This is a genomic window from Marinobacter sp. B-12 (genome assembly GCF_056857915.1).
On record NZ_JBSXOB010000063.1, the window covers coordinates 114,105 to 127,236 of the forward strand.

12 protein-coding genes are annotated in these 13,132 nt (G+C 51.7%); 4 read left to right on the plus strand and 8 right to left on the minus strand.

Features of this window, described 5'->3' with window-relative positions:
• Positions 1-2: 2 nt before the first annotated feature.
• The 4 genes from AC13D2_RS18235 to AC13D2_RS18250 form a co-directional block, all read right to left on the minus strand.
• Positions 3-626, minus strand: coding sequence for a LysE family translocator (locus tag AC13D2_RS18235; RefSeq protein WP_482939002.1), 624 nt, complete (start codon positions 624-626; stop codon positions 3-5).
• 208 nt (positions 627-834) lie between these two features.
• A complete protein-coding gene (locus tag AC13D2_RS18240; RefSeq protein WP_482939003.1) occupies positions 835-1,227 on the minus strand; it encodes a YciI family protein in 393 nt (130 codons plus the stop codon).
• A 147-nt stretch (positions 1,228-1,374) separates the two neighbouring features.
• The gene (locus AC13D2_RS18245; RefSeq protein WP_292049856.1) at positions 1,375-1,743 is read right to left on the minus strand and encodes a glyoxalase superfamily protein; all 369 of its coding nucleotides are present in this window, start codon (positions 1,741-1,743) and stop codon (positions 1,375-1,377) included.
• Between the two features lie 54 nt (positions 1,744-1,797).
• Complete coding sequence (locus tag AC13D2_RS18250; protein WP_292049857.1) at positions 1,798-2,148, minus strand: DHCW motif cupin fold protein; 351 nt, start codon at positions 2,146-2,148, stop codon at positions 1,798-1,800.
• A 33-nt stretch (positions 2,149-2,181) separates the two neighbouring features.
• On the opposite strand from AC13D2_RS18250, the gene AC13D2_RS18255 reads away from it, so the two are divergent.
• Positions 2,182-2,424, plus strand: coding sequence for a Txe/YoeB family addiction module toxin (locus AC13D2_RS18255; protein ID WP_300499892.1), 243 nt, complete (start codon positions 2,182-2,184; stop codon positions 2,422-2,424).
• A gap of 101 nt (positions 2,425-2,525) precedes the next feature.
• Here the strand turns inward: AC13D2_RS18255 and AC13D2_RS18260 are convergent, their stop codons facing one another.
• Genes AC13D2_RS18260 through AC13D2_RS18270 form a run of 3 tightly spaced genes read right to left on the minus strand, consistent with a single transcriptional unit; the run spans position 2,526 to position 3,464 of the window.
• Complete coding sequence (locus tag AC13D2_RS18260; protein ID WP_292049859.1) at positions 2,526-2,819, minus strand: HigA family addiction module antitoxin; 294 nt, start codon at positions 2,817-2,819, stop codon at positions 2,526-2,528.
• Positions 2,819-3,097: a type II toxin-antitoxin system RelE/ParE family toxin gene (locus tag AC13D2_RS18265; protein WP_203301049.1), complete on the minus strand. Its 279-nt coding sequence runs from the start codon at positions 3,095-3,097 to the stop codon at positions 2,819-2,821. The genes AC13D2_RS18260 and AC13D2_RS18265 overlap by 1 nt, the downstream gene beginning before the upstream one ends.
• A 52-nt stretch (positions 3,098-3,149) precedes the next feature.
• The gene (locus AC13D2_RS18270) at positions 3,150-3,464 is read right to left on the minus strand and encodes a HigA family addiction module antitoxin (RefSeq protein ID WP_482939004.1); all 315 of its coding nucleotides are present in this window, start codon (positions 3,462-3,464) and stop codon (positions 3,150-3,152) included.
• A 154-nt stretch (positions 3,465-3,618) separates the two neighbouring features.
• Here AC13D2_RS18270 and AC13D2_RS18275 point away from each other — a divergent pair, with 154 nt between their 5' ends.
• The 3 genes from AC13D2_RS18275 (at position 3,619) to AC13D2_RS18285 (ending at position 11,236) form a co-directional block, all read left to right on the plus strand.
• A complete protein-coding gene (locus AC13D2_RS18275) occupies positions 3,619-5,484 on the plus strand; it encodes a phospholipase effector Tle1 domain-containing protein (RefSeq protein WP_482939005.1) in 1,866 nt (621 codons plus the stop codon).
• Positions 5,462-6,085 carry a DUF2931 family protein gene (locus AC13D2_RS18280; protein WP_482939006.1) on the plus strand — a complete coding sequence of 208 codons (624 nt, stop codon included), beginning with the start codon at positions 5,462-5,464 and terminating at the stop codon, positions 6,083-6,085. The genes AC13D2_RS18275 and AC13D2_RS18280 overlap by 23 nt, the downstream gene beginning before the upstream one ends.
• Positions 6,086-6,655: 570 nt before the next feature.
• Positions 6,656-11,236, plus strand: coding sequence for an AAA family ATPase (locus AC13D2_RS18285; RefSeq protein WP_482939007.1), 4,581 nt, complete (start codon positions 6,656-6,658; stop codon positions 11,234-11,236).
• Positions 11,237-11,419: 183 nt separating this feature from the next.
• Here AC13D2_RS18285 and AC13D2_RS18290 read toward each other — a convergent pair whose 3' ends face one another.
• On the minus strand, positions 11,420-13,102 hold the full coding sequence (locus AC13D2_RS18290) for an AMP-binding protein (RefSeq protein WP_300494424.1): 1,683 nt from the start codon (positions 13,100-13,102) through the stop codon (positions 11,420-11,422).
• Between the last annotated feature and the right edge of the window lie 30 nt (positions 13,103-13,132).

Sequence of the window (13,132 nt, forward strand, 5' to 3'; positions counted from 1 at the left end):
AGCTACGAGCGTTGGGACTTGAGCCCAAGTAAGAATGCTGCACCAATCATTCCCGCCCCTGAAGCTTTCTCGACCCATGCCTGTGTTTTGTTGCTCAATTTGGTCGCAAGCCAGCTCCCGCCTTTACCGTAAGCGCTGAGAAATATCCCGTCGATCACGATGTAGGTAAAACCCAACACGAGAATTTGCGGGAACAAGCTATGAGTAGAGCTTAAAAATTGTGGGAACAGGGCGGCAAAGAATACAACCGCTTTGGGATTGGCAGCGGATGTGATGAAACCACGAGCCCATAAAGCTTTCAAAGATGCCCTCTTGGCAGGTGTCGCTGAACCATGAGCTTTGAAAGAGTTAATGATCTGACGAGTGCCTAACCAGACCAAGTAGCTCACGCCGAGCCATTTGATAATGGTGAACCCGTATTTGGAAGCGTTCAAAGCCGCCGCTAAACCAAGCCCCGCCAAGACTATTTGAATAGCATTTGCTGTTAAGTCACCTGCGGCCGTGGCAAGCGACCTCTTAAACCCATTCGACGTGCTTACAGAGAGCATGAGCAGATGGCTCGGTCCCGGTGTACACATGAACAGAAGTACGGTGCCAACATACAGAGCCCATGTTTCAATAGTCATTTGAAGTTCCCTCTAGTTCACATATGGCACGAATATCCTCGAGATCCACTGGACGTGATAGCGCAGATTTATACTGGACTAGATCGTCCTTCAGCATAAGGGGAAGCGCAAGACCCATCAAAGGTAAGGTCGCGTAGCGAGAAAAATCTATGTCGAGTGGAACCCGGGTCCCGCTGCTCTCTAAGTAACCCCACAATCCATTGGGTTGCTAACTGATGCACGCAGCCTCCGCTTCGTGGATCGCGGGGCAGTGGTCCATCGGGCGGAGCTCGATGCCCCAGCCCAGTTCCTCGCCCATACGCGCTGCCGGGTGCAGTGAGGCGAGCTTCACCGCTGCGTCGAAGTCCGGCGCTTCGATGATCACCACTCCGCCCACAACCTCCTTGGTTTCCGCGAACGGCCCGTCGGTGACTATCAGTTTGCCATCCTTGAGGCGCATCGACTTTGAGTCCCAGCTCAGGCTCCCGCCCCACGTGACCTCGCCCGCCGCCTGCATTTCGGCGTCAAAGCGCTCGCATTTCTCTCCAACCTCGGCCAGTTCGTCTTTGCTCATCTGGTTGAATTTTTCTTCGTTTCCGTAGGCCAATAGCATGTATTTCATGACGTTTCTCCCGATCGTTGTTTTATCAAAAACCTTTGATAGGCTCATCGGGTAGTCGATTGGGTATCGCGGTTTTCGACAATCGAGCTATTTTTTTCGATACGGTCAGGAAATAAAGCTGTCCCGGTTTTCTCAGGCGCATCATGGTTATGTGGTAGACGTGAGCTCATTAAACAGAATTCTGTTAGAAAACGGGTCTACCACCTCGAATATCCTGTCGCCCCATGGAGCTGTGGTTATTTCCGGGCGACTGTAGCGGTAGCCACGCGAGGTTATTTCACCGTACAGGCCCTCGATATCATCCATATTTACGAACGTTTTGGAGCCGGGCGTGCAGTCCCCTGAGTGCTCGCTGAGGTGAAAGACAAGGTCACCTCTGGAAACCTGCATATAGAGGGGGAAGCCTTCCTCGAAGCGGTGCTCCCAGTCGACCGACATGCCGAGGAACTCGAGATAGAACGCCTTGGCCTTTGCCTCATCAAAAATTCGGATTATCGGGATGGTTTGAAATTGCATCCATGCTCTCCATTAGCGATTTAGTGGCCAGTGAGTTTGCCAAGGCTATGTGGCTTAGGCACTCGCCGTACGGCGTTTGCCTAAGCCACATAGCCTGGCCCCGCACTCCGTTGAGGATCGATGGAGCTCAGCGTTGTCTGCTACCTGATAGCTTGTTCCAGGGGTGAGCGTAAAGGAACGCCCGTCCTTGAGTTCGGTATCGAGTTCTCCGTCCAGGCAAAGAAGAATGTGCCCTTTAGCACACCAATGGTCGGCGATGTAGCCAGGGCTGTACTCAACCATACGAACGCGAATGTCTCCGAAAGTACGGGTCTGCCAGTAAGCCATACCCCTCTCCCCTGAGTGTTCCGTTCTCTCAATGTCAGACCAGTCAGTCACCCCAAAGGGTAAATCCGTAATGTTCAAACTGCTTCTCCTTAAGCAAATAGCGTTGGCAGCATGTGCAGCCGATTGTTAAATATCTATCTGTACTGGCAGAAAACGGACAAAAAGATCCTGAATCGAATCAACAAGCTTATCAAGGAAACCAAACGAGAACCGTTCGAGGGTGTCGGCAAACCGGAACCCCTCAAGCACAGCCTCGCTGGTTACTGGTCCCGCCGAATTAACGAAGAACACCGCATCGTTTACAAGGTCACGGATGACGCTTTGCTCGTTGCCCAGCTTCGGTACCACTACTGAAATAGGTGCCGCGGTTTTCGACAATCGTGCGATTTTCATCGATGCGGTAAGAAAATAAACCTGTTCCAATATCTTCAGGCGCGTCCGACAACAGCCGCTGGTTAAGCTGCTTCGAAGTCTAGGGGCTGAATGCCATCCAGATTCACCGTGTTGCGGGCCACCCAAAGATCGTACATATCCTGCATCGCCAGCCAGCTTTCAGGGCTACGCCCAAGGACCTTGGATAGCCGAAGAGACATTTCCGGACTGATACCGCTATCGCCTTTGAGTAGCCGAGATAAGGTAGAGGGAGAAACCCCCAGACTCGAAGCAAGCTGACGAGAACTAATACCGAAAGGTGCCATGTACACCTCCCGAATAAACTCACCAGGGTGCGGTGGATTATGCATCGTCATTAGTGATAATCCTCATAATCAAGAATGTAGGCGTTGCCGTCCTGAAATTCGAACGTCATGCGCCAATTTCCGTTAACCCGAATTGACCACCGCCCTTTGTCTTTGCCCTTCAATGGATGAAGCCGAAAACCAGGGATGTCCATGTCTTCCACCGAAGTGGCAGTATCCAGAGCAGCCAACTGCATACGCAGTTTCTTGGCGTGGTCGGGCTGTATGCCGGACGTGCTACCGGTCGAATAGAACCGCTTCAGTCCTTTGTGACGGAACGATTTAATCATGAGGGGATGGTAGCATGATGCGCATCACGCAACAATGGAGCTTAACGCCCGGTTATGCCCTGTGCCCGATTTCGGATACAGCAGTCCACGGACGAATATTCTTCAACTGATCCTCTAGGGCATCTTCGGCAAGCTCAGTGTCGTAGGCTGCCTGAGCTCGCAACCAGTAGCCGTTAGACAAACCAAAGAAGCGACAGAGTCGCAGGTCCGTGTCTGCGGTAATCGAACGCTTTCCCGCGATGATCTGGCCTATTCTCTGAGCAGGCACCCCAATCTCTTTAGCCAAGCGGTATTGAGAAATACCCATAGGCCCAAGGAACTCTTCTTTCAGTAACTCGCCTGGCGTTACAGCATCAATGTTGCACATGAGTTACCTCCTAATGGTAATCAACAATTTCGACATCTGACATGTATTAACTGCAATGTTATGAAGTATCCAGCATGCTATATTCATGGGCTGCTAGATATAGTTAAACACCGGGTAGCCAGGAGGCAACCTGTAAGAGAAAGGAATTCTCACCATGAGCCAACTCATCACCGCCTGCGTAGGCGATACGCACGTTTGCCCGATCCCAGGGCACGGTTCTTCCCCCATCCTGCCAAACGGCTGCAGTATTCTCGCTGACGGCAAGCCCGTAGCCCGAGTGGGCGATGCCACGGGCTGTGGCGCCATGATCACCCAGGGATACCCAATGGCATTTGCCGATGGCATGCCCGTGGCGTATCTCGGAAGCCCCACCAACCATGGTGGTTCAATTGTAAGTGGCAATCCCCGAGTGATTCTTGGCATCGCCACCACCGCCGCGCCAGTCGTGGATTTTGCAGTAGCCGGTGCCCTGGATGACAAAGGCCAACTTACGCCAACGGCAAAAGAACTGCTGGACACAGACCCACAGGAATTCGTACGCCGGGCAGCGCAGAAAGGCGCGTTGATTGACGAAGGGTTGCCTGACAAATCACCGGATGATTCGCCCGAAGAAGAGAACCGCCCCAAAGTCCGGGTGGAAGCCGGCATCTTTTTTGATGGCACCGGCAACAATCGCAACAATACCCAAACCTACCAACGACAAATGGATGAATGCCTGACGGCCAATGCCGCTGGTGCCATGTCGGAAGATCAGTGCAGTAGTGAGCTGTCGCAGATCATGGAGGGCAGTTATCTCAATGCTGAAACTAATGTCTCCAAACTTGAAAGCCTATACCAACGCGGCAGAGTCAAAGCTGAAAGTGGTGAACCGGTGTACCTGCTGTCCACTTATGTTCCAGGAGTGGGCACAAAGTCCGGCGAGCCCGACGATGCCATGAGTATGGGAATCGGGCTTGGTGAACAAGGCATACTCAAAAAAATCGGTCAGGGGAGCGGCGATCTGGCGCAAGAGATTGGTACCCTGGTCCACGAACCGATAGATGAGTTGGTTCTTGATGTGTTTGGCTTCAGTCGGGGCGCGGCAACGGCTCGTCATTTTGTAAGCCGGGAGGTTGATGAAAGCGGAGCACTGGCTAAAGCCTTCAAACGCGAAGGTGTCTCCTGGCCAAAGAAAATCACAGTTCGTTTTCTGGGCCTGTTCGATACCGTCGCGGGGATCGCCGACCTGGGCAACCTAGACTTCTCAGCCCACGACGAAAGGACTGGCCGTATCAACGTCAATCTGAGACCGGGTCAGGTACAGCGTGCGGTTCAGTTCGTGGCCCGTGATGAGCGCCGGCACAATTTCTCGTTGAACAGCCTAAGGGGTGATGATGGAAACTTGCCCGAGCATTTCAGCGAATGGGTATTGCCGGGGGTGCATTCCGATATTGGCGGGGGCTATCCGGATCGGTTTCAGGAACGTATCGAAGTTCGTCCACCTCTGGTAGTCACAGGTAGAGATCGTCGCAACCCCGAGGCGAGCTTCGAATTCTCGCGCATGTTGCAGGAGCGTGCACTGGTAAAGAGCGAGGGATGGATCGGGCCCCTGAACCCACTTGCGACTTTGGAGATTGAACAGGAGAGGCCACCTGGCTTGCCCGGAGGTGACATTACTCTGCGCCTGTGGCTGAATCGTGAGGTCCGGGGAGAATATTCACGTATTCCTTTGTATCTGATGCACAAGTTGGCATTGGATGAGGGAGTACCGTTTGATGTCATTGACCCTAAAGATGCTGCCTATTCTTTGCCTGAGGAACTGATGCCCATTGCCAGAAATCTCGCCGCTCACGTATGGCAGGGCAACAAGTTGTTGCTGTCACCCGAGTCCAGAGCGCTTTTGCGACAACGGTACATTCATCATTCCGATCATTACGTGAAAATGGGGCTGCTTTACCCGTTTCAGCCAGCCAAGAATGGCCTCCGTGCCATCCATCCGAATAAGGGACAGTGGGTAGATGGGCAATATCATGACTACTAAGGGGGCGTTCAGCCTATGTGTGCTTTTGCTCCTGGGGGGCTGTTCTAAACCAACAGAATCGGACGAGTCCTGGAAAGAGGACAGGGGAATTGGGGTTGTAGCTCCTGAGCACTACGATGTATGGGTTGACAAGTTTTTTATTGAGTCCTTTTCTGAAGACATCGGCTGGCGCCGCCCCTTTGGAATCGTTTCCTGCTGCTGGAAACACCCCCCGTTTTCCAGGGCACAATGGCAGGCCACTCCCGAGCTAATTCTGATCCGCTGGTTCTCTTTTGCGGAGCAGCAGTCCTATGAGGCTGTGATCAAACTGGAAAACCCTGATGAGATTTCGGAGAAAATGAAAGAGTCTGCGCCTTTCGAACGCTATGGGGAAATGGTTGATCGCCCCCGATATAACCTGGTGCTCGGGCTGGCACCGGGGGGAACAGTGGTTATGTGGATCATGAATAGTGAAGAAAACGCAATTGAGGTTGGGCGATATCAGGCTAGACCCTATGATCACAAAGAGGAAGGTGAAGACTACACCCGGCGCACCGAAACCTATCTTGAAAGACAAGGTAATTATTTACGACAGCACGGAATTAGAATGGATGGTTGGTAGGAATTTTGGTTGAACAGACCTGGATGCCTGGCCTTCGTTACCAGACGTTATCCACGTGGTCGAAGCCAGTGCCGAATCGGCAGAAATTCATGCGACGGATGCACGGACCGATGCGGGCACTCAGGGTATCCGAGCATCTCGGGCCGATTTTTTCCGATCATGCTTCGCGGCAGTTAAGCAGAACAGTTACGTATGCCCTGGCTTTTACCCTCTATGTGTTCGAATATCGGCGGAAACGTTGGCCACATTGGCGTGGCCCCTCTTGGTCTCGATGCAGATAATCTATTGACTGCAGAATATGTCAAAAGACTTCGCCAGTGAGACTCAACAGAAATGGAGTTAAAGGTGCCTAATTTATGCAAGGATTGGTTTGCATTGGGAGCTCGTGTGTAGAGTTGATAATTATTAGGCAAAGTGGAAATCGTTGTGCCTTTGCATTGTGAGTTAAGGGGGAAGTAGGGTTGCAATGAGTTTCCGAGAGGTGGCGCGGGAATGAAAGCGACCGGCCGGGAGGTTGGTTGAAAAGTCGATGAATAGATTAACCACACTCACCTTCGTCAGTAGAGATATATGAGTAAAGCTGGAATTCAGTCGAATCGAGGTGATGGGTATCAAACACTTGTTGCATTTGATTGGGCGCTGACCGTCTTGTCCGATCCTGATTACCAATGGATTGAAGTCGATTCGGTAAACTGGCCAGTAGATGATGTGGTGATTGGCAGAGCTGATGGAAGCATTATTTGTTGTCAGTGCAAAAAGAACCAAACGCAGCACAAGGCTTGGTCCTTGGGTGATCTTGAAGATGAACTTCGGAAAGCGATTGCTCTATTCGAAAGCAATTCCCAGACAGAGGCTTGGTTTTATTCCCGCACCGCTTTTGGGGAACTTGCTGCATTACGAGAGTTTAGCAAGAATTACTCAAACGAAAGTAGTTTTAAAGCGAATCTGAAGGGGGCTAACAAAAAAACTGATGCCAAAGTGAGCCAGCTTCTTGAGGAGGAGGGCTCGAACTTGTCCTCCTATCACTTCGTGCAGCGGATAATTTTTGAAAACTCTCCAGAACTTGAGCGAATGGCTGAGCAGATAAAGGGACATTTGCGTCAAGTGGCAAGCAACTGCTCTGCAGCATTTGATGCTTTATGGCGCCGAATCGATAACCTTGGTATGCGTGTCAGTGATTCTGGAAGTAGCACAGAGGTTCAGCACCTCCTAACTAAGGAAGAATTGAGGAGTTTGCTTAATCAAGCTGGATCGGTGTTGACGCCACCTATGGCTACAGGAGAGATTCTCAAAGAATTTAAAAGAACGTCCTCGGTAGGTCGCGCCTGGAAAACTGATATAGGGACAGAACACCTTTCGAATTCTGCGGTAGATGAGTTGCTCGACGCAATAAAAGCACAGCATCGCTCAGTATTGTTAACCGGCATGCCGGGCTCTGGAAAAACCTGCGTCATGTTGGAGGTTCAGGAATGCCTCGAAAGAATAGCTAGAGATTCAAATGAGCTTGCCCCGCTTTTTGTCCAATCCCGGGAGTTTGTCGACGTAGTTAGTGAGCGGGATCGAGAGGCTCAAGGGTTGTCCGGGGATCTGGTCAGTAAGGTCGCGCGCTTAGGCGAGACTGCTCATGTAGTCGTGATGATCGATTCTCTTGATGTGCTTTCAATTGCTCGTGAACACACCGTGCTGGCCTATTTTCTGTCGTTGATTGATCGCCTTTTGATCATCCCCCGGGTAACCGTCGTTACAGCTTGCCGTGATTTTGATCGCAAGTACGACCGTCGTATCGCGCAGCGTGACTGGGAAGTAGAAGTAACCTGCCAGCCGTTTGACTGGAAGAGCCAAGTGGCCCCGCTTTTGTCTCGGCTTGGAATAGATGCATCGGTGATAGATGACACGACTCGAGACCTTATTCGTAACCCACGTGAGTTGGCCCTGTTTGTTGATCTAGCTCTGCAAGAGGGGGGCTTCAATGTAGTTACTAGTCAGGCATTGGCAGAGCGATACCTGGCTACTTTTGTAGAGCAAGACAGTTCACTGGGCGATACTGCCCTACATGCGATTGAAGAGATGGCCTCAGAAATGTTGAGGCTTCGTACGCTTACCCTGCCTCAACAACGCTTCAGCGCCTCACAGGAAATAAAGAGGGCTTTGCTTAGCAACAGCGTTCTGCATGAAACCCAGGACGGCCACCTCACTTTTGGTCATCAGACTCTGCTGGATGTTTTAGTGATCAGCAATGCGGTTAGGCAGTGTATGAGCTTAAATGATTTCATCCAGGGTTTACCGCCTGTGCCGTTTGTTCGTCCTAGCATCCGTAGTTTTGTAATCCAATTAGCATCAAAGGATCGGGCTCTCCTTCGAAAACAGCTGCGAGCGGTATTGACTGGAGGTGCTGCTTTTCATATCCGTCGCCTTGTTGCCGAGACCTTTGCGGAATATGCGCCTTATGATGACGATCGGTTGTTGATTCGTGATTTAAGGATGCAAAACAAGGATGTTTTTCAGGTCATCTACAACCACGCAGACAAGGTGGCATGGCACCACTTCTGGATGAAGAAACTAGTGCCTTTACTGAAGAACTTGAATGACATTGAGGGGCTGACCACTCACGCCCATCGCATATCTCAGTGGAAGAATGAAGATGCATTGGGAGTGTTAAGTTTCTGGTCCGAAATGTTGGAAATGGACGGGGTAGACCATGAGCGGTTGGCAGGAAGTATTGCTGTTCAAACCACGCAGTTTGACGTAGAAAATATGGCGTTATGTGGGCCTTTGGTAACTAAGCTTCTTGCTCTACCTAGACAGGATTACAGCTTTCTCGGAAAGGCACTTGCCTATTTAGTCGACTTTGGCAGCTTGGATGACGAAGTCCTTTGGGATTATATCGCAGGCGATATCAGTGAGGAGGATGCGGCTACATTTCACTTTAACCAGAAGCTTCACTGTCAACCTCACGAATTTGGGGACAGAAAGAAGAACTTCCTGGCAAGTCGCATGAGGGCGTCCGCTTCGTTGCTTGACTTAGCCATTGCCTCGATTGAGCAATGGAGTAATGCGAGAAGTCGACGGTATGGTCTTCCTATTGAAGGTTTTTATGTGGGCTTCTTAAGCGGGACGTCTCATGATGATACCCATTCACAATGTGATTTTAGGCACACAGATAATGAGCGCGTTTTATTTGATGCTGTGGAGTCTGCAATTCTGCACCATGCAATAAACCGATCTTGCTGGTGGATAGCCAATAGAGAGCGGTTGGGCTTTAATTCGGAGGGAGCACTTCGCTATTTTGCTCTCCTTGGAAGTACTGAAGCTTCGAGCGATAACCTTGATCTGATAACCCAGATGTTGACAGATGGAGAATGGTTCGAGGTCTCCCTTTCTTATGAAATTGGCTCCCTGATCGAGCGGTCGCTTATTCAATTGGATGGTGTTTCGCAAAATCACATTCAATCGACTTTGCTATCTTTGCACGATGAAAGCTCACCTTCATCTCGGTTGCGGGCGTGGAGACCTATCGAGCTGAGCCAATTAATACTAGGAATACCATGTCACCTCAGATGCCAAGAAGCGCAAAACTTAATAGATGAGTGCGAAACGCTTTGTTGGCCTCTTGAAAGAGTACCGCGCATCGTGTCTCGCGGGGGAGTGGTTCATGCGCCATTCTCATTTAAAGAGTTTCTCAACGTGAGTGATGCGGGAGTGTTGCGTTTGCTTGCTCACTATGACGGCTACGAAAATTCATTTGATGAATTTCTTGTTGGGGGCGAAAGAGAGGTTGCATGGCAATTGCGTGAAGCTGCAACTCGACATCCCTCTCGTTTCTTGAACCTGTTGTCAGAGAACTGGCAGAGTATCCCTCCCAGTTTCCGAGACAATTTGATGGAAGGCCTTGGGGTGTATTTGCTCTACCGGTATGGCGATTTGCAACCGAATGGAGATTGGTCATCTGTAGAAGTTCCTGATCCCATAGTTCTTGCAGGTAAAATCATTGATGAACTAGAAGAGCAGCCTGAATACTGGCATCACAATCGAGCTGCAGCCAAAGTGATTGAAGGCTGCGCATTTGTAGTGGCTGATGGGAATGATTCAGGCCGTTTGGTGTATTTGGCCACAGAGTTTTCTAGTCTCGAAGAGGAGAGTTCCGTATCGGAAGATCAGGCTGATTTAATTACTGCCGGCATCAATATGTCGCGGGGGCATATTGCAAATGCCCTGATGGTTCTAGCCATTCAACACGAAAAGAAGGCTATTGCCTGGCCTGATCCACTGTCTGATTCATTGCGCCGTTTCTCCAATGACCAAAACCCTGCTGTCCGTTCTGTGTTGTTAAGACGGATGCCTTATCTCCAAAGTCTTCGTCCTGTGTTTGGTTGGGAATTGTTTTGGATCGTTATGGAAGAGCCTGCTCCGGGTCTCTGGGGTGTAGCTGAACCTTGTTTGTACCATGCCTACCGTGATGTTTTTAATGATGTGGATCTGTGCTTGGATATTCTGTCGAAAAAGGGCGAAGGTAAAGACTTGGAAACGTGGGGGCGTATATCCGCGCTAGCCGCTTTCTCTGGGAAAGTGAATTTTTCTTCGCTACTGATTAACCTCAATACTTTGAAGTCTGCAGAAGCATGGAGTGGTGCTGCAAGTGTTTGGTCCCATCCGGGCAACTTTCTACGTCACAGGGAACAGTGCCTAACAGGACTGGAAAAGGGTTTGAACCCGGAAAATCAGTTCGCTCCGGTAGTAGCAAGAGAGCTTCGATCTTTCCTTCAAACAGATGACCTACAAGACACTCTACCAGTTCATATCTTTAAGAACCTCTTTCCCCTGCTTGAGTCAGGCAGTGAGTCGGGAAGGAGCGATATTTTTGGAATTGATAAGTGGCTGAATACAGTGTCGTTATTAGACCCATTTTATGCTTTGGAGGTGGCAGAGCTTTACTTTGAGTTTGCTCGCCGCACTAAGGCCTATCTGTTCGATCATGAGGGTTGCCTTACACAGCTATTAACTCGCCTTTTTGCTCACGCCGAAGAGCTTGAGGAAAGCGATGGCGGAAAGATGCTGCATCGAGTAGTCCTGGTTCAAGATTTATTGCTAGTTATCGGGGTCAGTAGCATGGACGATTGGCTTAAGGCGGCAGAGCGATCTTTGTCCCAGTAGTAGCCGGACATGTAATCCTGACTCCATTAGTACCGCCCATTGTAAGAATGATCGGGCTTTTATTGCTGTTCCAAATGGCCTGAAACAGAGTGGTGAATAAGTACACCGAAACGCCGCCATGGAAACGACAAACCCCGACACATGGCCGGGGTCTGCAGGTAGGATCAGAGAAGGGAGGGGCGCTTACTTCTTCAACCCCATCTCCTCAATCGAAATCTCCCGCATCTTGAACTTCTGGATCTTCCCGGTGACGGTCATCGGGAATTCATCCACGAACTTGTAGTTCCTGGGGATCTTGAAGTGGGCAATCTTGCCTTTGCAGAACTCCCGAAGTTCGTCGCCGGTCACCGGGTCTGCATCCGGGTTCAGCTTCACCCAGGCGATCAGCTCTTCGCCGTATTTGTCATCGGGGATGCCGGTCACCTGCACTTCCTCGATAGCGGGGTGGGTGTAGAGGAATTCCTCGATTTCTTTCGGGTAGATGTTCTCGCCGCCGCGGATGACCATGTCCTTGATGCGGCCGACGATCTGGATGTAGCCGTCTTCGTCCATGGTGGCCAGGTCGCCGGTGTGCATCCAGCCGGCGCCGTCGATGGCCTCACTGGTTTTCTCTTCGTTGTTCCAGTACTTCAGCATCACGCTGTAGCCACGGGTGCACAGTTCGCCGATTTCGCCGCGTGGGACGACGTTGCCGTTGCCGGGGTCGACGATTTTGGTTTCCAGGTGGGGCTGGGTGCGGCCCACGGTGGTGACCTGTTTCTCGAACGGGTCGAGTGAGCTGGTCTGGGTGGAAACCGGGCTGGTTTCGGTCATGCCGTAGGCGATCTGAACTTCTTTCATGTTCATCTTGCCGTTGACCTTTTTCATCACCTCCGCCGGGCAGATGGAGCCGGCCATGATGCCGGTGCGCAGGGTGGAGAGGTCGTAGGTTTCGAACTCTGGCTCGGCCAGTTCGGCGATGAACATGGTGGGCACGCCGTACAGGGCGGTGGCTTTTTCCTGGTGCACGGCCTGCAGTACGGATTTGGGCTCGAAGCCTTCACCCGGGTAGATCATGGTGGCGCCGTGGGTGATGCAGCCCAGGTTGCCCATCACCATGCCGAAGCAATGGTACAGGGGCACGGGGATTACCAGGCGGTCTTTCTCGGTGAGCAGTTGGCTCTCCGCCACAAAGTATCCGTTGTTGAGGATGTTGTGGTGGGTAAGGGTGGCGCCCTTGGGGTTGCCGGTGGTGCCGGAGGTGAACTGGATGTTGATGGGGTCATCGAACTGCAGTTGGCCCTGTACCTTGTCCAGTTCTTCCTGGCTGACGTCGCCGGCAAAGCCAACGAACTCGGCCCAGGTCCACATGCCGTCGTGCTTGTCTTTGTCCAGGTTGATCACGGCTCGCAGCTCGGGCACTTTCTGGGCCTTGAGCTTGCCGGGGGCGGCGGCTTTCAGTTCCGGGGCCAGGTCGTAGACCATTTTGCGGTAGTCAGAGGCCTTGAAGCTGTCTGCCGTCACCAGTACGGAGATGCCGGCCAGGTTCATGGCGTAGTCCAGCTCATGCACGCCGTAAGCCGGGTTGATGTTGACCAGGATGGCGCCCACCTTGGCGGTGGCGAACTGGGTGACGGTCCACTCGTAGCGGTTGGGGGACCAGATGCCCACGCGGTCGCCACGTTTGACGCCGATGGCCATGAAGGCGCGGGCGGCTTCGTTGACCTTTTCGACGAATTCCTTGTAGGTCCAGCGGATGTCCTGGTGCAGGGCGACCAGGGCTTCGGTATCCGGGTATTTCTCGGCGGTGCGGTCGAGCATTGCGCCGATGGTCATGCCCAGCAGGGGTACTTCGGAGGTGCCGCTGGTGTAGCTGGGGAGAGTCATGCTCATGGTGTCTGCCTCCATTGTTGTTGT